General features: G+C 50.0%; 21 protein-coding genes. 20 read left to right on the top strand and 1 reads right to left on the bottom strand.

The window, feature by feature from the left end; translation table 11 throughout:
* Positions 1–6 precede the first annotated feature (6 nt).
* From BN3910_RS01355 to BN3910_RS01440, 18 genes are all read left to right on the top strand, one after another.
* The gene (locus tag BN3910_RS01355; RefSeq protein ID WP_066923557.1) at positions 7–984 is read left to right on the top strand and encodes an RnfABCDGE type electron transport complex subunit D; all 978 of its coding nucleotides are present in this window, start codon (positions 7–9) and stop codon (positions 982–984) included.
* Positions 981–1,565, top strand: a complete 585-nt coding sequence (locus BN3910_RS01360) for an FMN-binding protein (protein ID WP_066923561.1) — start codon at positions 981–983, stop codon at positions 1,563–1,565. The genes BN3910_RS01355 and BN3910_RS01360 overlap by 4 nt, the downstream gene beginning before the upstream one ends.
* Before the next feature lie 10 nt (positions 1,566–1,575).
* A complete protein-coding gene (gene rsxE, locus BN3910_RS01365) occupies positions 1,576–2,220 on the top strand; it encodes an electron transport complex subunit RsxE (protein ID WP_066923564.1) in 645 nt (214 codons plus the stop codon).
* A 10-nt stretch (positions 2,221–2,230) separates the two neighbouring features.
* The gene (locus tag BN3910_RS01370) at positions 2,231–2,806 is read left to right on the top strand and encodes an electron transport complex protein RnfA (protein ID WP_066923567.1); all 576 of its coding nucleotides are present in this window, start codon (positions 2,231–2,233) and stop codon (positions 2,804–2,806) included.
* 20 nt (positions 2,807–2,826) lie between these two features.
* A complete protein-coding gene (locus BN3910_RS01375) occupies positions 2,827–3,690 on the top strand; it encodes an RnfABCDGE type electron transport complex subunit B (protein WP_075967954.1) in 864 nt (287 codons plus the stop codon).
* A gap of 128 nt (positions 3,691–3,818) precedes the next feature.
* Positions 3,819–5,021: a galactokinase gene (locus BN3910_RS01380; protein WP_066923570.1), complete on the top strand. Its 1,203-nt coding sequence runs from the start codon at positions 3,819–3,821 to the stop codon at positions 5,019–5,021.
* A gap of 256 nt (positions 5,022–5,277) precedes the next feature.
* On the top strand, positions 5,278–5,676 hold the full coding sequence (locus tag BN3910_RS01385) for a NusG domain II-containing protein (protein WP_066923574.1): 399 nt from the start codon (positions 5,278–5,280) through the stop codon (positions 5,674–5,676).
* A 9-nt stretch (positions 5,677–5,685) separates the two neighbouring features.
* The gene (locus BN3910_RS01390) at positions 5,686–6,249 is read left to right on the top strand and encodes a Gx transporter family protein (RefSeq protein WP_187367675.1); all 564 of its coding nucleotides are present in this window, start codon (positions 5,686–5,688) and stop codon (positions 6,247–6,249) included.
* Positions 6,215–7,009 (top strand): RadC family protein, encoded by a 795-nt coding sequence (radC, locus tag BN3910_RS01395; protein ID WP_066923577.1) that lies wholly within the window; start codon positions 6,215–6,217, stop codon positions 7,007–7,009. The genes BN3910_RS01390 and radC overlap by 35 nt, the downstream gene beginning before the upstream one ends.
* Before the next feature lie 82 nt (positions 7,010–7,091).
* Positions 7,092–8,129: a rod shape-determining protein gene (mreB, locus tag BN3910_RS01400; RefSeq protein WP_066923579.1), complete on the top strand. Its 1,038-nt coding sequence runs from the start codon at positions 7,092–7,094 to the stop codon at positions 8,127–8,129.
* Positions 8,107–9,042 (top strand): rod shape-determining protein MreC, encoded by a 936-nt coding sequence (mreC, locus tag BN3910_RS01405; protein WP_066923582.1) that lies wholly within the window; start codon positions 8,107–8,109, stop codon positions 9,040–9,042. Before mreB ends, mreC begins: the two co-directional genes overlap by 23 nt.
* Positions 9,035–9,535 carry a rod shape-determining protein MreD gene (mreD, locus tag BN3910_RS01410; protein ID WP_066923585.1) on the top strand — a complete coding sequence of 167 codons (501 nt, stop codon included), beginning with the start codon at positions 9,035–9,037 and terminating at the stop codon, positions 9,533–9,535. The genes mreC and mreD overlap by 8 nt, the downstream gene beginning before the upstream one ends.
* Positions 9,536–9,553: 18 nt before the next feature.
* Positions 9,554–12,889, top strand: coding sequence for a penicillin-binding transpeptidase domain-containing protein (locus BN3910_RS01415; protein WP_066923589.1), 3,336 nt, complete (start codon positions 9,554–9,556; stop codon positions 12,887–12,889).
* A 121-nt stretch (positions 12,890–13,010) separates the two neighbouring features.
* Positions 13,011–13,319 (top strand): 50S ribosomal protein L21, encoded by a 309-nt coding sequence (rplU, locus tag BN3910_RS01420; RefSeq protein WP_066923593.1) that lies wholly within the window; start codon positions 13,011–13,013, stop codon positions 13,317–13,319.
* Positions 13,319–13,663, top strand: coding sequence for a ribosomal-processing cysteine protease Prp (locus BN3910_RS01425; protein ID WP_066923596.1), 345 nt, complete (start codon positions 13,319–13,321; stop codon positions 13,661–13,663). Before rplU ends, BN3910_RS01425 begins: the two co-directional genes overlap by 1 nt.
* On the top strand, positions 13,660–13,953 hold the full coding sequence (rpmA, locus tag BN3910_RS01430) for a 50S ribosomal protein L27 (protein WP_066923599.1): 294 nt from the start codon (positions 13,660–13,662) through the stop codon (positions 13,951–13,953). Before BN3910_RS01425 ends, rpmA begins: the two co-directional genes overlap by 4 nt.
* Before the next feature lie 83 nt (positions 13,954–14,036).
* On the top strand, positions 14,037–15,383 hold the full coding sequence (gene obgE / locus BN3910_RS01435; RefSeq protein WP_066923602.1) for a GTPase ObgE: 1,347 nt from the start codon (positions 14,037–14,039) through the stop codon (positions 15,381–15,383).
* 19 nt (positions 15,384–15,402) lie between these two features.
* Positions 15,403–16,380, top strand: a complete 978-nt coding sequence (locus BN3910_RS01440) for a biotin--[acetyl-CoA-carboxylase] ligase (protein ID WP_066923605.1) — start codon at positions 15,403–15,405, stop codon at positions 16,378–16,380.
* Positions 16,381–16,473: 93 nt separating this feature from the next.
* Here the strand turns inward: BN3910_RS01440 and BN3910_RS01445 are convergent, their stop codons facing one another.
* Positions 16,474–17,979 (bottom strand): IMP dehydrogenase, encoded by a 1,506-nt coding sequence (locus BN3910_RS01445; RefSeq protein WP_066923607.1) that lies wholly within the window; start codon positions 17,977–17,979, stop codon positions 16,474–16,476.
* 174 nt (positions 17,980–18,153) lie between these two features.
* Here BN3910_RS01445 and BN3910_RS01450 point away from each other — a divergent pair, with 174 nt between their 5' ends.
* Both BN3910_RS01450 and BN3910_RS01455 read left to right on the top strand, forming a co-directional pair.
* A complete protein-coding gene (locus tag BN3910_RS01450; RefSeq protein ID WP_066923609.1) occupies positions 18,154–19,170 on the top strand; it encodes an NAD(P)H-dependent glycerol-3-phosphate dehydrogenase in 1,017 nt (338 codons plus the stop codon).
* 74 nt (positions 19,171–19,244) lie between these two features.
* Positions 19,245–20,645: an LCP family protein gene (locus BN3910_RS01455; RefSeq protein ID WP_066923611.1), complete on the top strand. Its 1,401-nt coding sequence runs from the start codon at positions 19,245–19,247 to the stop codon at positions 20,643–20,645.
* Positions 20,646–20,655: the final 10 nt, after the last annotated feature.

Genomic DNA, 20,655 nt, shown 5'->3' on the forward strand with positions numbered 1-20,655 from the left:
GAAACTATGGAAACTACTTCGCAAATTCAGGTGAAAGATCAACTGCTTCATGTTGCTGCCTCGCCCCATGTACATACCGGCGAAACGATGCAGCGCATGATGTTCGATGTTCTGATCGCCTTAATTCCGTCCATCGTCGTATCGGGCGTGGTTTTCGGTCTGCAGGCCATTCTTCTCATTGCCGTCTGCGTTGTTGCAACGGTCGGTGCCGAAGCGGTCTTTCAAAAACTGCGCAAACAGCCAATTACCGTCTCGGATGGCTCCGCTATGATTACCGGTGTTTTATTAGCCTTTAACCTGCCTTCGACGTTTCCGCTTTGGAAAGCGGCCCTCGGCGGCATTTTCGCCATCGTGATTGCCAAACAGTTTTTTGGCGGTCTCGGACGTAATTTTGTTAACCCTGCTTTAGCAGGACGTGCTTTTCTTATGTCAGCCTGGGCAAAAGATTTTTCGAAAACGCCTTATCCGTTCGGCGTGGCTCCGGCGGGTGTGGATTCGGTAACGGCCGCGACGCCGCTTTCCGGCGGACCGGTTCCCGCTTTATGGGATATGTTCGTCGGCAATATGCCCGGTATGCTTGGTGAAGTCAGTGCATTGGCAATTCTCATTGGTGCAGCGTATCTTCTCTGGCGAGGCGTGATTCGTCTGCGCATCCCTTGTGGAATGATTGGCTCATTTATCGTATTCACCTCTTTGTTCGGTATGATTAACGGTACGTTTGCCCCGGCAAATATTCCGACGGAAGTACTCAGCGGCGGTTTGATGCTCGGCGCCTTCTTTATGGCGACCGACTATGCCACCACCCCGATGACCGGGCGCGGCCAACTGATCTTTGCGATCGGAGCGGGATTTCTTACGGCGTTGATTCGTCATTTCGGAACTCTTCCGGAAGGCGTTTCGTATGCAATTCTCCTGATGAACGTAGCCACGCCGCTGATCGATAAATACGTGAAAAACCAGCCGTTTGGAGGTGTATCGCGATGAATAAATCCATAATGTATGCGGTGAAATTATTCGTGATTTGTGCTGTAGCAACCTTCGTGCTCGCCGTAACCAACTCTGCGACGGCGCCGGTGATTGAAGAAGCACAGAAACAAAAAGAATTGCAGGCGTTTACGGAAGTTTTCCCGGGCCTGGAAGAAACGAAACCTGTGGAGGATACGAGCGTTCTTAGCGACAATATTGTTGCTGTCAACGAGGCGATCGTCGGAGGAAAGACAGAAGGCTATCTCTATTCCGTAAGTTCTCCGGTCGGCTACGACGGACCGATTACCTTTGTCGTCGGGGCGAAAACAGACGGCACGGTGACGGGATTAAAAGTCATCAACCAAACCGAGACCACCGGTTTCGGTGCCGGTGTTGCAAAGCCGGAATATGCCGAAGGTATGCACGGGGTAACGCTCAATCAGCCGCTGAAAGCGGAAGGAAACGGCGGACAGCCCGACGTGATGCCCGCTATCAGCGGCGCAACGCGCACGACGACAGCCATGGAAAAAGCCATGAACATGGTGGTGGAAGCCCACGCCAAACTTGCCGGCTCGTCCGCAGAAACCACACAAAAGTAGGAGGGATAGGATGGATAAATTAAAAGAAGGTGTATTTTCCAACAATCCGGTCCTGATTCAGCTGATTGGATTTTGTTCGGTTTTGGCCGTTTCTTCGACGGTTCTCGGCGCCATCGGTATGTCCTTGTCGTTCATGTTCGTTTTGGTACTTTCCAATATCGTGATTTCGCTCCTGCGCAATTTCATTCCAAATGAAATTCGTATTCCGGCGTTTATCGTTGTCATTGCGAGTTTCGTCACGATTTTGCAGATGTGCCTGCAAGCGTATTTTGAAGAAATCTACGATCTTTTAGGAATCTTTCTTCCCTTGATCGTTGTAAACTGCATTATTCTCGGCCGCGCTGAGGCGTTTGCCTCTAAGAACGGCGTGTTCGCTTCCGCCATTGACGGCATTGTCAACGGCATCGGTTATGCGTTCGTCATCATCACGGTTGCGGTGGTGCGTGAGCTTTTCGGCGCCGGGACACTTCTTGGCGCACGAATTCTTCCGGAAACGGCCACGATCCCGTTTCTGCAGCAGCCGGCTTCTTCTTTCATGCTCTTGGGTATTTTCTTGGCGGTTATGAACCAGATCAATATTTCGCATGAGCGAAAAGCTAAGGCAAAAGAAGAACAGGCGTTAGCGGCATCATCGTCGCAGACTATGACGGAATAAGGAGGAGAACATGGGATTTTTTCAAATCATCTTTTTGACCATATTTGTCAACAACTACGTTCTTGCCCAGTTCCTCGGTATCTGCCCGAGCATCGGCGTTTCCAGTAAAGTTGAAACATCCATGGGTATGAGCGCGGCGGTTACCTTCGTTATTACGTTGGCATCCGTGATCACCTGGGTGTTGGATCGCTTCATCCTGCAGCCGAACCTCGTGTACTTGCGTACCGTTGCGTTTATTCTGGTCATTGCCGCTTTGGTGCAGATCGTAGAAATGTTTCTTAAGAAATCGGCGCCGGGACTTTATAATGCCCTGGGTATCTATCTTCCGCTCATTACCACAAACTGCGTGGTGCTCGGCGTGGCTATTTTGAATGTACAAACCGGCTACACTCTGTTGCAGACCGTTGCCAGTGCGCTGGGCGCTTCCATCGGTTTTGCTCTGGCTCTGATACTGCTCGCCGCCATTCGTGAGCAGTTCACACGCATGGAAAATGTTCCGGAATGCTTCCGGGGCGTGCCTGCGGCATTGACGACACTTGGCCTGATGTCCATGGCATTTGCCGGGTTTGCCGGCATGTTCCAGTAAGAAACGGAAAGAAGGTAGTCATGGATTTTACGAAAATTTTTCCGCCGGTGGCGATTATGTCCATTTTGGGCGGTGCGTTTGCTCTGTTAATCGGCGTCGTCAGCAAGTTGACACATATTGATGTCGATCCGCGCATTACGCAGATTCGCGAAGCCCTCCCCGGGGCAAACTGCGGCGCCTGCGGATATCCCGGTTGTGACGGCTGTGCGGTAGCGATGGCGGAAGGAAAAGCACCGTTGAGCGCCTGCGTGGTCGGTGGTGCGGAGGTAACAGAAAAAATCGCGACGATCATGGGTTCCGCCGTCGAAGCAGGTCAGCGTTACGTAGCCAGTGTAAAGTGCCAGGGAGATTGTGAACATACGAAAGAAATTTTTGCCTATCACGGCATTCAGGATTGCCGCATGATGGCGAAGCAGCGCGGCGGAAACAAATCCTGTCTGTATGGCTGTTTAGGCTGCGGCACCTGCCAATCGGTTTGCGCTTTCGGCGCGATTCGGATGATTAACGGTGTAGCGGTCATTAACCAGGAGAAGTGCACACAGTGTATGCAGTGCATGAAGGTTTGTCCCAAGCACATCATTGAATTGGTCCCCTATCATGCTGTTGCGCAGGTGAAATGCCATAATCCCGAATTCGGTAAAGATGTCAAGAACGCTTGCACCATCGGTTGCATCGGTTGCGGAATCTGTGCGAAATTGGCACCGGAAGAATTTGCCCTTGAAGGAAAACTGGCTCATGCTACGTATCATGACGGCTATGATGTCGAAAAGGCACAGGCGGCAGCCGCAAAATGTCCGGCGAAGTGCATTGTGATCGATGCCGAAGGCGATGTGAATGCCAAGGCGTTGGTTGAGGAAGAAGAAAAGGAAGTTGCGCACGCGTAGTAACGTGAAGGGAACGTACATCCTGCGGCAGAGGAAATCCTTCTGCCGTTGGGTGCGCGTTCTTTTTGTTGTCCGCTAATTTTTTGTTACGGTTGAGCGAAAAATGTGCTCATGGAAAAGGAGAAAGTATGCAAGAAAACGAAGCGTATATTCGCACCCGTTTGCAGACGGAGTATGAACAACAGTTTGGCGATGCGCGCGATGCGCGCTTCTTTTTCGCGCCAAGCCGCATCAACATTATTGGCGAACATATTGATTATAACGGAGGAGCCGTATTTCCCTGTGCACTGACCATCGGCACCTATGCGTTGGCCAGACCCAACGATCTTGGCCTTTTACGCTTGTATTCCGTCAACATGGCGAATCGTCAGGACATCTCTTTGCCGCTTCCGGACTATGATCCGAAGAGAGAGTGGACGAATTATCCCATCGGTGTAGCCAAAGCGCTGGAAAAGGAAGGCATTTTGCCGAAGGGATTGGATGTTGTTGTCTATGGCAACATTCCCAACGGATCCGGACTCAGTTCGTCAGCGAGTCTTGAGTTGCTTTTCGGTGTCATCTATTCCGCTTTTTGGAGTCAAACACCGATTCCCACGCTCACCTTAGTAGAAGCGGGCGTTTGGTGTGAAAATGAATTTTTTGGTCTCCACACCGGTATTATGGACCAATATGTGATCGGCTTCGGAAAAGCGGGTTATGCCATGGTGTTGGATACGGCGGCGAAGACCCATACCTACGTTCCGCTTTCCCTTCAGGAGAAAAAAGCGGTGCTCATTGTGTTAAACACTCAACATCGGCGCGAATTAAAAGATTCCAAATATAATGAACGTCGCGCGGAATGCGAAGAGGCATTGGAGCAGCTAAATGCGTCGCTGATCGCCGAGGGAAAAAAGGAAAAAACGCACCTTTGTGAATTTACCCTTGACGATCTTCCTCGTCTTGCACAGTTGAATTCCGATATTCTGCGTCGCCGTGTGCGCCACGTCATTACTGAAAATCAACGTGTCAAGGATACGGTGGCCGCGCTTGAAGAGGGGAATCTCTCCCTGGTGGGCGAATTATTGAAAGCCGGCCATGCTTCCATGCGTGATGACTATGAAGCAAGCGGTCCGCATCTGGACGCTATTGTCGATGCGGCAAATCACGCCGAAGGCTGCTTCGGTGCGCGTATGACGGGTGCGGGTTTCGGCGGCTGTGCCATCGCTTTGGTAAAAGAATCGGCAGTGGATGCCTTTTCCGCGCATGTGCAGAAAGCCTACACGGAAAAAATGGGCATATCCCCCGAACTCATCCTTTCGACTGCAGGAGATGGTGCCGGAGAACGGCGGTAGTACGAACGCGCAAAAGGCGACTCCCTTTTGTTCGGCCGTCTTGCATGCAGAGGGAGAGAACGACATGCTTTCGTTGCCCTTAACATGAATTTCGCCGCCTTGTACGCGGAGCAGGTAAAACACATTAAAAATTCTGTTTTCCGAAAGAGAGACATTATGTCTCTCTTTTTTGCTGAAAAGTGAGACATAGTGGAACGGTTTTCGTCTGTTCGGCATTTCGAGCATATGATAAACTAAGGCACGGTAAGGGGGCAGTATGAAAAAACGATGGACAACACGCGCGGATCGTGTGCTCATCCTGCTTTTAGCCTTAGCAAGCACTATAGCGTTGAGTATTCTTTTTTCCAGTCGAGCAAAACCGACCCGGGACGTATTCGTCAGTATTCAGGTGGATGGAAAAGAGATTGAACGCTATTCGCTTGTCGAAGCAGAAGGGCGGACGATGCGCTATAAGAGCGCTTACGGCTGCAACGTGGTAAAAATTGAACAGGGCGGCGTTTACGTTTTAGAAGCGGATTGTCCCGATAAACTTTGTATGCACCAGGGCCGCATTTCGCGGCCTGGACAGATCCTTGTTTGTTTACCGAATCGTTTTTTGGTGGAGCTGATAGGAGGATCGGAGGAAGCATCCGATGTGGATGCTTATCTCCAATGAGTCATGCGCATGAGAAACATTTCGACAAAAAAAATCGTTTTTTTGTCGCTGTTAACGGCGATGGCACTGGTTATCTCGCTTTTTGAACAGGCAATGCCGCTGCCCATCGGTGTACCCGGCGCAAAATTAGGCTTATCGAACCTGGTCATTTTAACGACCGTTGTGGTTTTTGGCGCAAAAGAGGGGATGACGGTTGCACTGTTGAAGTCTGTCCTGCTTTTGTTGCTTACCGGTTCAGTCACCGGGTTTTGGTATTCGATTGCTGGTGCATTACTTTCCTCGGCAGTGATGAGCCTTGCCGTGCGCTTCGCTTTTCCGCCGTTCAGCCTGGTCGGAGTAAGTGAATTGGGTGCTCTGGCTCACAATGTCGGGCAGCTGTGTGTTGCGTGCATTGTGTTGCAAAACGGTGCCGTCTTCGTTTATCTGCCGATTCTGACTCTTGTCGGATTATTTACGGGGTTCTTTGTGGGGCTTTCAGCCAATATGTTAGCTCCCTCTCTTCGAAGGGCTGTCGAAGGACAAAGCGAAGGGAGAATCCATGGAAAACAAGAATCAACGGATGGTCAACAATAGAGAAGGCGCTGTGAGAACAACCGTGGGCGCGGATAAGACAGCGATAGAGAATAATAAAGAAGGCAACAAAAAGGACAAAATCTTTTTCGGCATTAAGGATATGCCGCAAGAGGATCGTCCCATGGAAAAACTGATTCGTCTCGGGGTACAGACTCTCTCGGATGAAGAATTGGCGGCGATTTTGATCGGCACGGGCACAAAACGAAAAAGTGCACTGGAGCTGGCTTCTTCGCTTTTTCGTCGGGATCAACCTAAAGCCGGTCTTCTGCAGGCGACAGCGGAAGAATTGATGCGTTTTGAAGGGATTGGAAGAACCAAGGCCTGTCGTATCCTGGCCGGTGTACAGCTGGGAAAGCGACTGAGCGAAGAACAGGCGTTTTTTTCGATCACGCTTGCGAACCCTCAATCCATTGCAAATTATTTTCAGACGTATTATGCCGAAGAGCAACGGGAACATTTTTGTGCGATATTAGTCAATGCAAAACTTAAGCCTATTCGTACGGTACTGATCTCTATCGGCTCCCTGACCCAGGCACGCGTGCATCCCCGAGAGGTGTTTCAACCGGCCGTGCGTATCGGGTGTGCCGGAATTGTTCTTTCCCACAATCATCCCAGTGGCGATCCGGAGCCGTCACCGCAGGATATTGCCATAACAAGTCGTTTGGTGGAATGCGGAAAACTTCTGGGTATTGAGGTCTATGATCACGTTATCGTTGGCAAAGCGCATTACGTCAGTTTACGTGAACGACATCTCATGTGACGCTTTTCATTGAGCGAACGGGGCTCGTCGTGATAGAATAACGGAACAGACAAAAGAGAAATCGAACACACAGGAGTATGGGGTGGATTATTTTCGTTTTACCGCGCCGGATTTAGCCATAGATATCGGCTCCGCGTATACCAGAGCAATGCGTTTGGACAATCATCAAATGGTGGAAGAACCGAGTGTAGTGGCGCTGGATTATAAAAAAATGCAGATTATGGCGGTGGGCGAAGAGGCAAGCGCTCTTTTAGGAAAATCACCGGAAAACATCATTGCTATTCGTCCGCTTCAGCAAGGTGTCATTGCAGATTACGATTTGACGCGTGCTATGCTGGAGCATTATCTCCGTCGGCTTTTGCCGGGCATTTCGCTTGTTGCACCTTGCATCGGTGTATCCTATCCGTCCGGGGCAACTGATGTCGAGCGTAAGGCACTGGAAGATGCTTGCCTTCAGTCCGGTGCGCGCCGCGTCATCCTGGTGGAAGAGTCCCTTGCGTGCGCCTACGGGACGAAACGCATCGATCATGCGACAAAAGGCGCTTTAATGCTCAACATGGGTGCGGGGACTACCGAAATTGCGGTGGTGAACAGCTATGGCGTTATCGTCGCGGAGACCATGAAGCGCGGCGGAAACGATTTAGATCAGGATATCGTGCATTTTATTCGTGAAAAGTATTCGTTGATGATCGGCGAAAGCACAGCGGAAAAGGTAAAAAAAACCATCGGCACGCTGCGCGAAGATCGACAGAATGACGCAATGGAGGTTGCCGGTCGAGACTTGATCACGGGTATGCCAAAGAATATTGATGTGTATGCGTCCGATGTGACCCAGGCCATTTTGCCTTTTATTCAAACCGTCATGGATCGCTTGCGCTTTACGTTGGAAAAGACCCCGCCGGAATTAGCGACGGACGTCATGGAACGCGGGCTGATGCTCAGTGGCGGTGGTGCTCAGCTGGACGGTTTATGCGATTATCTTATGCAGGAAATGCATGTGCCGACCTTGTTGTCACCGCATCCGGAGAAAGATGTACTTTTCGGATGCCGTTTTGTGATGGAAAACAAGGAAGAAACAATGGAAAAAGGAGCGCGTCATGATTCGCACCAACAAGGCTAAACGGCGTCGTCCTTTTTTCATTACGGTTGCTATTTTGGTTTTGCTTATTTTGTTTTCGCATCGCAATCCGGAAACGAGCCGCCTTCCCTCCAATCTGTTCAATATGGTTATCTCTCCTGTGAATCGACTCTTCTACTCCGCTTCCCGGTCACTTCAGGATGTGTATGATCATCTTTTCGGGCCGAAGGCGACACAGGCGGAATTGGATCGACTCACGCTGGAGAATCAGGCGTTAAAGGATGAAGTGCGTACGATGCAAAATGTGATTGCGGATGCGCCGTATCTGAAAGACGAATATGCTTTGCAGCATGTGGCGGAACATCCCGTTATTTCCGCCGAGGTGACCATGTTCGACCCTTCGCCGACATTTGTGCGCTTTACGATTAACAAAGGTACAAAAGACGGTGTACAGGAGGGCGATATTGTTGTCCAGGGGGTGCAAAACGCATCAAAAAACGTTGTGTCCGGTCTGATCGGTCAAGTTACCGAGGCGGGGTTTAATTATGCCAAGGTGTCAACGATATTGGATCAGTCTCACAATATTTCTATTCTCTTTCCGTCCAGTAAAAAATACGGGATCATTAATAATCGTGACGCCGAGCGCTTTTACGGTTATCTGCTCGACGCGCAGACCGATGTGCCGGTGGGTGAGGAAATTGTCACGAGCGGAGTTGGCGGAAGGTATCCGCGAGGCCTATATCTTGGCGTCGTCAGCGAAGTCAAGTTGGCGGAGGATGGGCTGACGAAAACCGTCAGTATCACGCCGGCCGTGGACTTTTCCAAGCTGTACCGCGTGTTGGTTGTTCCGGACAAGCGTCATCAGGAAAACAGCGAAATTGTAGGAACGTCTTCTGCTGAACCGTCGACTGCCGATAGCGATACGTCTACAGAGAAAGGAGACTCTGGTGAATAAATTGCGCTATGCCATCAGTCTGATCGTCGTGCTCATCATTCAGGCCGCCGTGGTTACCAATTGGACCTTTTTCGGGATTTCGCCGGCGTTGAATTTGGTATATATCGTTGCGCTTTCCTTTCTTTATGGACCGCTATGGGGCGGCTATACCGGTCTTGCGCTCGGCCTTTTTGAAGATATGATGTTTTCGAGTGTTCTGGGGGTGCGTGCGCTACTCTTCTTTGTCGCCGCAACAGCGGTGGGCAAAGCCCTCTATCATAATGAGCATAACTTTGCTACGGGGACGCTTGCCACGGCACTCGTTTCCCTCTTTGTGCTGTTTGGCCAGTGGGGTATTCTGTTTTTATTGGGCATGCCCTTGCCGGCAAGCTATCTCATCGGCAAACCGGCGCTGTTTTACGCGGTGTTTAATGCACTGCTGTTTACGCCCGTGATGCTGTTGATGCAACGCTTGATGAAGCCAGAAAGCATTCGCCCATTCGGCCGCATATAGAAGCGTCAGGAGAAAGTCATGAAAAAGCACTTTTCGTTGCGATGGGGCATCATCCTGGCTGTCATGATGGCTTTTATCGGCCTTCTTTTGTGGCGGTTGTACGATCTTACCGTTGTACAAGGAGAGCATTATAGCCAGCTTGCTCAAACGCGTCGAACAAAAGAAATCCAAATTGCCGCCCCTCGCGGCAACATTTATGATTGCAATGGCGTCCTATTGGCAGGAAGCCGTTCTTCTTTTGCTGTCCAAGGGTTTAAAGATGAATTGATGAATTTAAAGACCGCTGAACGAAATGACGTTTTAGCGCGTCTTTTACGCTACATTGAGCGTGATGGCGCGGAATACGGGGAGAATTTTCCTCTGCAGCTCAATCAGATTGTTTATGCTTCCGAAGCGGATTATTTGAAGGAAAAGGAAACACCACAGGAAAAAGTACAGCGTCTTTTGGTCGAAAACCATCTTTTAGAAAAATGGTTGCAGATGGTCTATCGCACACCCCTGGATCGCGAGTTTTGCGTCTCACCGGCAGCTCGGGCGCTTACCGCACTTTCGCTGAAAGGAAGTGCAATTCCCGTGAAAGCCGATCCGGATGCAAATTTTGCTCTTTCTTGGATTCCCGGAAAAGCCTATGAAGAGCTGAAGAAAAACAAGGTGATCAACGAAGACACTACCGCGTTGCAGTATTTAACCAAACGGGTCACCGACAACAAAAACCTATTGGCTCATGTGTTGAATCATCCTGCGGCAAGAAAATTGGCGTATCAGCTCCTGAGCCAGGAGAACTTAACCGATAATTTGCGTTTGCTGGAATGTGATTATACCTATGTGGAAAATTTCCGCCAGAAGAAGGCAGCATTTCATCAGGCTTTTTCGGCGATTACGCTGATGTCCACCGCACAGGAAGATTTTGTTACGGTTGTTAAAAATGCGGCCTTGGATCGCTTTTTGACGTCCATTTCCGTTGGTGAGGACAACCGATTTACCATTCCGGCAGAAGGCTTGCTCAACCAATTGGCGAACAAAGGAGTAGATACCAATCTCAAGTACACGATTTCGGCGGATGCTCGTACGGTCTCCGTTGAATTTGTCCATCCGGACGGGATGGAAGGAACCGCACTTGAACACTTAAAAAAACTGGGCGAGGAGCATCAGCTGCTTGACGGGTTGATTACAAATGAAGACTATAAATATTTAGCTGAAGAGGCAATGTTTGCGGAAGGCTTTTATCCGGGAATTGCTCTCAAGACCTGGACTTATGCGCTGGAAACCGATCAGAAAGATTTTGAAGAACGATACGATTTACAGAATGCCAGTCCGGACGAAGCATTTCGTCGATTGCTCGAGGAATATGCGATTGCGCCAACGATGGATCCTTTGCTTCAACAGGGCATTATGCTGATTACGGATCGGGTTGCAAAATCCGGAAACTACGCCTTTTGGCCCATCAATATTTGCTATGAGCTTTCCGAAGACACCGTGGCAAAGATCGAAGAAAATATTTCCGGTGCCCAGGGGATCATGGTATCGCAACAGGCTATACGCTATTATCCTTTTGGCGAGTCGGCATCGCATATTCTTGGCTACATCGGAAAAATTGCCACGGATGAGGAAGTACAAACCTATGTCAAAGAGCAGAATTATCTTCCCAATGAGTTTATCGGGAAGACCGGTGTAGAACAGAGTTTTGAGAGTACCTTGCACGGAACGAGCGGAAAAGAAACCGTGTTGGTTGATTCTTTCGGAAACCGGACAGAAATTATTGATCGTCAGGAGCCGAAGGCGGGAAACAATGTGTATCTTACCGTGGATATTCGCTTGCAGCAGCAGTCGGAAGAATCGTTAAAAAAGGGCATTCTTTCTGTGCGTCACGGCCTTTCCTATTACAGCAAATGGGGCGTCAACCGGGCGTACTATTCTCCGACAGCCAACAGTGCAGCCAGTGTATCGGTGGATCCCAACAATGGCGCATTGCTCGCCATGGCCTCCTATCCCATGTATGATCCGAACCTCTTTGTTACGGGCATTTCCGGCTCCGATTGGGAAATGTATCAATCTGCCACGCGTCTGGACACCAATGCGCCAAGGCCACTGTTGAATCTCGCCACGCAGGCGGCTGTCCAACCCGGTTCCACATTCAAGACCATTGTGTCGCTGGCCGCCTTGGAAAAGGGACTCGATCCAGAGATGCAGATCTATGACTACGGCTATGTCAAAATAGGCGACAGACAGTTTAATAACTTGCTCTATACGCTAACCGGCGGATCTGACGGCATGATCAATATGTATGACGCTATCGGGAAATCCAACAACTACTATTTCTATATTCTCGGTCTCGGTCGTGTGCCTGCCACAGGAGAAGATATCGGTGTTCAGGTGACGGTGGATGATATTGAAAAGACAGCCGAAGCCATGGGCTTAAATCATTCATCCGGATTGGAAATTAAGCAGCCGTCGGAAGTGCGAAATTATATCCCCAGCCGGTCCGCTAAGATGAGTCTCATCAAATCCATGCTGTCCGGTTTTCTGGAACGCAATCTCAAGCGTTATGAAAAGCCCGGAGCCAATAAAGGCAACACAGTTATTGCTCGGGATATTCAAACCATTCTCAAGTGGTCGGAGAAGGGAGAAGATTATACGCGTGCGCAGCTCATTGAAGATTTGGAGGAATTGGGCTATTATGCGGAGCGCCCGTTGGACGGCGAGCGAAATGGCCTGGCGGATCTGTTAAAATATACGTATTTTAATCAGACCAACTGGACGGTGGCGGATACGATGAATGCTGTCATCGGTCAGGGACAGAATGCCTATACACCGATTTCGATGTGCACCGTGGCGTCCATTTTTGCCAATGGCGGAACGGATTACGATTTTACGCTGGTAAAGGAAATTCGAAGTCCGGATAATAAGACCGTCCTTTACAATCAGACACCGCGTGGACGGCAGGTTCCGATTGCCGAAAATTATTTCCAGGAAGTGCGCCAGGGTATGCTGCAATCTGCAGAAGATAATCGCAGTGAGTTCAGCGGCATTGATTTTGTTGTTGGCAGTAAGACCGGTACGGCGGAGCGCGCCGGGAAAGATCCGCGAACGGGCGAGGATTATGCACCGTATGCCTGGGACATCTGTTTTGCGCCATTTCAACAGCCGAGAATTGCTACCGTCGTGTTTATGCCGGACGGGTACACCAGCTTAAATGTTGTCCCGATCGCAAGGGATATTCTCGCTTCGTATCTCGGCACACCGGCTTCGCAGCAGGATTCGTCTTCCATTTATGAGGGGTTGACCACGTATGATCCGCCCAAGCCAAAGACCTCCGAGGAAGCCTCATCCCAGGAGCAACCTGTGCACGATTAAAAAGGTGGACAGCACGGCCGTCATCCGGTATAATTGATCGGTAATACCGCTCTGAAAAGGTAAACGTAAATGTTTCGTTTGGAAACTGCCTTTAAGGCGATGCGAAAGGTAAGGAGAAATTATGTACGCAGTATTGGAAACCGGTGGAAAACAGTTCCAGGTGCAGGTCGGCGATCAGATCAAAGTCGAAAAAATCGCCAGTGAAGTCGGCGAGTCGATCGCGTTGGACAAGGTGCTCATGCTTGGCGGAGATGACCTCAAGGTGGGCAAACCCTATATCGAAGGCGCCAGTGTAAAAGCCACCGTTCTTGCCCAGGGCAAAGAGAAAAAGATCGTGATCGGAAAATTCCGTCCGAAGTCGGGATACCGTCGCACGCGCGGCCATCGTCAACCGTATACGCTGTTGAAAATCGAGGCGATCAACGCCTAATGATTCACGTCGAGTTCTACACGAGCAAGGCGAATCCGTCGATGCTTAGCGGCTTTACGATGAAAGGGCACGCGGATTATGGCGAAGCACAACAGGATCTGTTATGTGCCAATGTTTCCGGTATCGTGACTGCACTGATTAACACACTCACCGAAGCAACCGACTTCGGGAAAAACGTCCGCGTGCATTATGCAGAAGGGGATGTTGCCGTAGACGTCGAGGAGCCGCTCAACGAAGAACAACAAAAAATCCGTCAAGTCCTGTTGAACGGTTTTCGTCTCAACATGCAAGAATTACAGAAAGAATATCCGGGTCATATCAACGTAAACGATCGGAGGTTATGATGATTGCTTTTAATTTACAACTTTTCTCAAGTAAAAAAGGGGTGTCCAGCTCGAAAAACGGGCGTGACTCCAATGCGCAGCGCCTGGGCGTAAAACGCCATGACGGCGTGGTCGTCAAGGCCGGCAATATTATTGTACGTCAGCGGGGAACAAAATTTCATCCCGGTCTGAACGTCATGCGTGGCGGTGATGATACGCTCTTTGCGGTATCGGATGGCGTTGTTCGTTTTGAGCGCAAGGGCAAAGATAAAAAACAGGTGAGCGTTTATCCCGTAGAAGCTCTGGCGTAAGCCTGCCGGAGGCGGAACGAAACGATTCCTACTGCACCCCGTTCGGCCACAGGCCGTGCGGGGTGCTTTTCATTGGAGGAAGTATGTTTATCGATCAGGTGACTATTGAAGTACGTGCCGGGCATGGAGGCGACGGAGCCATTTCCTGGCGCAGAGAAAAATTTGTTCCCGACGGCGGACCCGACGGCGGCGACGGAGGTCGCGGCGGCTCCATCCTTCTGGAAGCCGATAAGGACGTGAATACGCTGTTGGATTTTAAGTATCATCCCATCTATAAAGCACCGTCAGGCGAACCGGGACGTGGTCAGCAACAATTCGGCAAGTCCGGGGAAGATGTGATCTTAAAGGTGCCGGTAGGGACGGTAGTACGTGAAGCAGAAAGTGGACTTCCCATTGCGGATCTGCGGGAAGACGGACAGCGCTTTGTCGTCGTAAAGGGCGGTTTCGGCGGAAAGGGGAACGTGCATTTTAAAAGTTCCATTCGACAGGCTCCGCGTTTTGCTAAGCCGGGCGGCATGGGCCAACAGCTGAAGATCATCCTTGAAGTCAAGCTCATCGCGGATGTTGGATTGGTAGGGCTTCCTAATGTAGGAAAAAGCACCATTCTCTCAATTCTGACGCGGGCGAAACCGAAGATTGCCAATTATCATTTTACAACCATAGAACCCAATCTCGGTGCAGTTGATATGGGAGAGGGGCGTTCCTTTATCATCGCGGATATTCCCGGCTTGATTGAAGGGGCGCATGCCGGCGCGGGCTTGGGCCATGATTTTCTTCGTCATATTGAGCGGACCCGTGTTATCGCTCATGTGTTGGATATGTCAGGCAGTGAAGGGCGTGATCCCATCCAGGATTTTGATCTCATTCAGCAGGAACTTGCTGCATACCATGAGGCACTGCCCAAAAAACTGCGGGTAATCGTAGCAAACAAGATGGATCTGCCCGGTGCCGAAAAGAATTTGACTCGTTTTCGAGAAGCCGTCGCTGACCGCGGCTTTGTGGTGCGTGCTGCCGGGGAAAAGCCGGAGCAATCCGCTGATCCGTGGCAGGAAAAAACCACGAATGCTATTGTTCTGGTTCCCCTTTCTGCTGCGACAACGAAGGGAATGGATGTGCTTCGACGCGTCCTATGGCAGGAAATAAGCGAGATTCCGAAGACACTTCTTACGTGTGAGGAAGAAATCGTGCCTGTTGAGCAATTTTTTCAACGCGATACCGCGATTACCGTTCGCCGCGAAGGGCATACCATTTTTGTTCAAGGACAGCCGATTGCCAATTTGGCCAAGAAGCTCATCATTACCGACGGTTCTTCCATTCAGTTTTTTGAGCGGTCCCTGGAGCAGATGGGTGTAATGGATCGCGTTCGTGCTCTGGATCCGGATGAAGAGGATGTCATCAACATCGAAGGCTTTGAATTTGACTGGTTATAATGCCGAAGAGGGGGAGACAATGACAACAAAGGAAAAGCTGCTGGCTTATTTTGAAGCACATCGCGGCATATTTTATTCGGGACAGCAGTTAGCGGAGAATTTGGGCGTTTCTCGCACAGCGATCTGGAAAGGTGTGCAATCGCTGCGGGAAGAAGGCTATGCCATTACCGCTGTTACGAACCGCGGTTATTGTTTTTCCGAAGATACGGATATCCTTTCCGCACAGGGGATTCGTAAATATTTATCAAACCCTTCTTTGGTCGATTTGACCGTACTGCCGGTGGTGACGTCGACAAACCTACTATTGAAAGAAAAGGCGGATGCCGGCGCTCCACAAGGCGCTTGTGTCATTGCCGGAGAGCAGACCAAGGGGAGAGGACGACGTCAGCGTTCTTTCTATTCTCCTGCGAATACCGGGGTTTATCTCAGTCTTCTGCTTCGTCCCGAGAATCGCCTGTTGTCGGAAACCGTACACATTACGACGATGGCGGCGGTCGCTATGTGCGAAGCGATCGAAAGCATCAGCGGACAGAATGCATCGATAAAATGGGTGAACGACATCTTTTTGGGGGATAAAAAAGTATGCGGGATTTTAACCGAAGCGTCGTTGAATATGGAGAACGGCCGCGTTGCCTATGCCGTGTTGGGCGCAGGCGTCAATGTTTATCTCCCCGAAGGCGGATTCCCCGAAGAAGTTAAAGATGTGGCTACCGCCATTTTTTCTTCTCCACAAAAAGATGCAAAAAACCGCCTGGCTTCTGCCTTTTTGCAACGTTTTTTTGCATACTATGAGCAGGAGGACAGCCATCGCTATGTTGAGGAGTATCGCCGTCGATGCTTTGTCCTCGGCAAAGCCGTTCAAGTTTGGCGGGGGGATAAAAAAACGGATGCCTACGCTATCGATATTGATGAAGCCTGTCACCTTCTTGTGCGTTATGACGACGGAAGTGAAGAAGCCCTGTCCTCCGGGGAAGTGAGTGTGCGGATGAACGATTAGTGAAGAAAACAAAGAAACGAAAAAGCCCTTCGTTGCGCATGGCAACGAAGGGCTTTGCTTATCTCGTCTTGTATTTTGACCTTTCCGATGTCTTTAGTTGATTTGTGACCGATTTGTTTTCAGCATCACGTCATGCGCACCGCCTTCAATAATGGAGGTGGAAGAAACGAGAGTCAGTTTTGCTTTTTCGTGCAACTCGGCAATGGATAAGGCTCCGCAATTGCACATTGTTGCTTTTACTTTGTGCAGAGAAATTCCCACATTGTCTTTAAGGGAACCGGCATAGGGAACATAGGAATCGACACCTTCTTCAAACTGGAGATGCGCTTCACCGCCCAGATCATAGCGTTGCCAGTTGCGCGCGCGTGCACTGCCTTCGCCCCAGTATTCCTTCATGGATGTACCATTAACATTCACTTTTGCGGTAGGAGATTCATCAAAACGTGCAAAATAACGGCCGAGCATGACGAAGTCCGCGCCCATAGCCAGCGCAAGTGTAATGTGATAGTCGTAGACGATACCACCGTCGGAACAGATGGGGACATAGATGCCGGTTTCTTTGTAGTACTCGTCGCGTGCCTGTGCGACATCCATAACGGCAGTGGCCTGTCCTCGGCCAATACCCTTGGTTTCACGAGTAATGCAGATGGAACCGCCGCCAATGCCGATTTTGATGAAATCCGCTCCGCAATCTGCCAGGAAGCGGAATCCCTCGCCGTCCACCACATTGCCGGCGCCCACTTTTACCGTATCGCCATAGCGTTCGCGAATCCAATCGATGGTTTTCTTTTGCCATTCACTGAATCCTTCGCTGGAATCAATGCAGAGGACATCGGCTCCCGCTTCGACCAACAGCGGAACGCGTGTCTCGTAGTCTCGGGTATTGATTCCGGCGCCGACCTTTAAGCGCTTTTTCGCATCCAATAATTCCTGGGGATTTTCTTTATGGCTGTCGTAGTCCTTACGGAATACAAAATAGAGCAGCCGTTGATTACGGTCAATAATGGGCAAAGCATTCAGCTTTTTCTCCCAAATGACATCATTGGCTTCTTTCAGAGTCATGCCCTCCTGACCGAAAATCAGATCTTCAAACGGTGTCATGAATTCATGAACCGGAGTGGCAGGATCCATACGGGAGACGCGGTAATCGCGACTGGTAACAATGCCGACCAATTTTCCATGTTGTGTACCGTCTTCCGTCACCGCCATCGTGGAATGACCGGTTTTTTGCTTTAATTTTAAGACATCCTTCAGCGTTTTTTCCGGGGAGATATTGGCATCACTGGGCACAAAGCCGGCTTTGTATCCTTTGACATTCGCAACCATGGCCGCCTGACTCTCGGGAGATTGCGACCCATATATAAAAGAAAGACCGCCTTCACGGGCTAAAGCGATGGCGAGCGTATCATTAGAAACGGACTGCATGACAGCGGAAACCATCGGAATGCTTAACGTATGTTCCGGTTCTTCGCCTCGACGAAAACGGACCAATGGTGTTGTCAGATTGACATTTTCCACACGGCATTCACTGGATGAATAGCCGGGAATCAACAGATATTCGCTAAATGTACGAGATGGTTCTTTTAGATAGATCGCCATATCTCCTCCTTTTTGATGTCTCAAATCCATCTTACGCGATGTTGGTTCGATTATATCCTTTTTCCCTCTTCCTGCCCAGACCTCCAGTCGTGGTTCCGCCTTACGCTATTCACGTACACCGGCAAGACGTGGTACGATAGTTAATAGAGATTAAACAGTGCAGGGAGGGACGCGATGAAAATTGCTGTTTTGGGCGCCGGCACGTGGGGAAGCGCGCTCGCACGTCTATTAGCCAAGAACGGGCATGCCGTTACCTTGTGGTCGAAATTCCCCGAAGAGTTGGAGAAGATCGAAAAAACGCATCGCCATCCGCATCTGGGAGATGCGGAAATGCCGACCAGCCTTTGTTTTACTGCTGATTTGGAGAAAGCGGTTTGTAAAAAGGGGTTGGTCGTTTTCGCCGTGCCTTCACCCTATGTGCGGATAACAACCGAAGAGGCGGCACCATTTCTTTCAGCACATCAGATTTTGGTAGATGTCGCCAAAGGCATCGAAAAAGATACCGGCTTGACGTTGACCGGCGTGATACAGGATGTTCTGACACAAAAGAGACCGCAGGAGCGTTTTGCCCTTGTCGCTTTATCCGGACCGACCCACGCCGAAGAAGTAGCAAAAGATCTACCCTCGGCGATTGTATCCGCCAGCCTTGATGAATGGGCGGCCAAGAGCGTTCAAGACGCCTTCATGAACGAACAGTTTCGGGTGTATACGAATCGGGATATTCACGGCGTGGAGCTTTGCGGTGCACTGAAAAATATTATTGCTCTTGCCGCCGGCATTTCTGATGGTCTCGGGTTCGGCGATAACGCGAAAGCGGCCATCATTACGCGTGGAATGGCCGAGATGACGCGCCTTGGACTTGCTTTGGGTTGCGCGCCGGAAACCTTCGCGGGTCTTGCCGGCTATGGCGATTTGATTGTGACGGCCACGTCCGTGCATAGCCGCAACCATCAGTGCGGAGAACTTATCGGCAAAGGCTTTTCACCGGAAGAGGCGGTTCGTGAAGTGGGGCAGGTGGTGGAAGGTATGAACGCTTTGCCCGCTGCACGTGCATTGGCGAGTCGCTATGGGGTGGAGATGCCGCTTGCCGATGCCGTTTACGACGTTCTTTGCGGCGCGGATGTGCGCTCCACGGTTTTTTCGCTTATGACGCGCGAGAAAAAAACAGAATTTCATCCGATTAGTGTATAATTTATCTATTGTGAATTTTCGTGAGGGCATAGGTCTGCCTCACGATCAACAGATAGAGCTACGGGAGCAAAAACATGAATAAATTCAAAAAAGTGGTCGTTTTTCTCGGCGTGATGATCTATGTGTGCTTTGGCGCCATCTTTTTCATTCATCATTTTTTACCGTTAAAGGAACGGCTGCTGTTGGTGGGCATCTTTTTCGTGCTCAATCTCTTGCTGATGATCGGCTTTGTTTACACGAAACGCGGCTCGGCGGCGGTCGCCGGTGTTTTGCTCTTTTTGATTATGTCCGCAGAAGCAGTCAGCGGTTATTATGTTTGGTCTTCCATTCAAACGCTTGATTTTGTGTCGCAAAAATCGATGTTTCCCGGCGAAGAGAGCGCCGAAAAACCGGATATTCCGTTGACGCAGGAAGAACTGGTCCAACCTTTCCATGTTTATCTCAGCGGAAAAGATACCAGAGGTCCGTTGGAAACGACCTCACGAAGCGATGTCAACATGATTCTGACCGTCAACCCGGCAACGCATACCGTTCATATTACGACCGTCCCGCGCGATGCCTATATGCGTATTGCCGGAAGAGGCGAAAACCAATATGACAAGTTAACGCATTCGGGAAACTTCGGTGTTCAGACATCCGAAGAAACGCTCGAAAACTTTTTCGGTATCAAAATCAAATATCATGTCATGGTTAACTTTGATTCCATAGTGGACATTGTGGATGTGTTGGATGGCGTAGATGTTGAGAACTCGGAAGCCTTTGAAGCGCAAGGCTACTATTTCAACACCGGGAGGATTCATCTGGATGGCAAGCAGACGCTTGTTTTTGCCCGTGAGCGTTATGGTCTGGGTGATGGAGAAATGGCGCGCGGAAGAAATCACGTGCGCATCATGAAGGCACTTATTGAGCGGGTGGCTTCTCCGGCCATTTTGATGAATTATCCTTCTCTCTTGCAGGTGATTGGAAAAGAAGTTTCGACCAATATGCCTCGTCAAACGATGGTGGATTATATCAACTATCAAATTGAAAACAATCGGAAGTGGACCGTTTCTTCTTCTCAGCTTCAAGGTTTCGGTACGATGGGATTGCCCTCGTATCAGATGCCCGATTCGTCGCTGTTTATGTTCCTGCCCAGCCAGGAGAGTAAGCGGGACATTCTTAAGGATATGCAATATGTTCTGGACGGCAAGTCTGTTCCGCCGGCCTCACCAAAGACCTATTCTTTGCATGAGGAAGATTATGCTGATATTCCGGTCTACAATATCATGGACTATATTAACGGCCATGCATCGACCGACGAATATGAGACGGGTGATCCGGAAGAAACCAATGATTTTTCTTCCTCCATCACCGAAAATACAGAATGGGAAAATGAAACTTCGCAGAGGGAAACGGAAACACCCGAATCAAATGGCGAACAAGTTGAGACGTCGTCCGTAAATGAGGAAGGCGAACCGACAGAAGAGACAGAGTAAGTCCGGCCGT

This window comes from Murdochiella massiliensis (assembly GCF_900059565.1).
In the GTDB taxonomy this organism is placed as follows: Bacteria; Bacillota; Clostridia; order Tissierellales; family Peptoniphilaceae; genus Murdochiella; species Murdochiella massiliensis.

Coding starts and splice junctions, on each gene's coding strand:
- BN3910_RS01440 (WP_066923605.1), top strand. CDS start 15,403: ATGACAACAAAGGAAAAGCTGCTGGCTTATTTTGAAGCACATCGCGGC.
- rpmA (WP_066923599.1), top strand. CDS start 13,660: ATGATGATTGCTTTTAATTTACAACTTTTCTCAAGTAAAAAAGGGGTG.
- BN3910_RS01360 (WP_066923561.1), top strand. CDS start 981: ATGAATAAATCCATAATGTATGCGGTGAAATTATTCGTGATTTGTGCT.
- BN3910_RS01450 (WP_066923609.1), top strand. CDS start 18,154: ATGAAAATTGCTGTTTTGGGCGCCGGCACGTGGGGAAGCGCGCTCGCA.
- BN3910_RS01380 (WP_066923570.1), top strand. CDS start 3,819: ATGCAAGAAAACGAAGCGTATATTCGCACCCGTTTGCAGACGGAGTAT.
- BN3910_RS01370 (WP_066923567.1), top strand. CDS start 2,231: ATGGGATTTTTTCAAATCATCTTTTTGACCATATTTGTCAACAACTAC.
- BN3910_RS01445 (WP_066923607.1), bottom strand. CDS start 17,979: ATGGCGATCTATCTAAAAGAACCATCTCGTACATTTAGCGAATATCTG.
- BN3910_RS01385 (WP_066923574.1), top strand. CDS start 5,278: ATGAAAAAACGATGGACAACACGCGCGGATCGTGTGCTCATCCTGCTT.
- mreC (WP_066923582.1), top strand. CDS start 8,107: ATGATTCGCACCAACAAGGCTAAACGGCGTCGTCCTTTTTTCATTACG.
- BN3910_RS01415 (WP_066923589.1), top strand. CDS start 9,554: ATGAAAAAGCACTTTTCGTTGCGATGGGGCATCATCCTGGCTGTCATG.
- BN3910_RS01375 (WP_075967954.1), top strand. CDS start 2,827: ATGGATTTTACGAAAATTTTTCCGCCGGTGGCGATTATGTCCATTTTG.
- radC (WP_066923577.1), top strand. CDS start 6,215: ATGGAAAACAAGAATCAACGGATGGTCAACAATAGAGAAGGCGCTGTG.
- obgE (WP_066923602.1), top strand. CDS start 14,037: ATGTTTATCGATCAGGTGACTATTGAAGTACGTGCCGGGCATGGAGGC.
- BN3910_RS01390 (WP_187367675.1), top strand. CDS start 5,686: ATGAGAAACATTTCGACAAAAAAAATCGTTTTTTTGTCGCTGTTAACG.
- rplU (WP_066923593.1), top strand. CDS start 13,011: ATGTACGCAGTATTGGAAACCGGTGGAAAACAGTTCCAGGTGCAGGTC.
- BN3910_RS01355 (WP_066923557.1), top strand. CDS start 7: ATGGAAACTACTTCGCAAATTCAGGTGAAAGATCAACTGCTTCATGTT.
- rsxE (WP_066923564.1), top strand. CDS start 1,576: ATGGATAAATTAAAAGAAGGTGTATTTTCCAACAATCCGGTCCTGATT.
- BN3910_RS01455 (WP_066923611.1), top strand. CDS start 19,245: ATGAATAAATTCAAAAAAGTGGTCGTTTTTCTCGGCGTGATGATCTAT.
- BN3910_RS01425 (WP_066923596.1), top strand. CDS start 13,319: ATGATTCACGTCGAGTTCTACACGAGCAAGGCGAATCCGTCGATGCTT.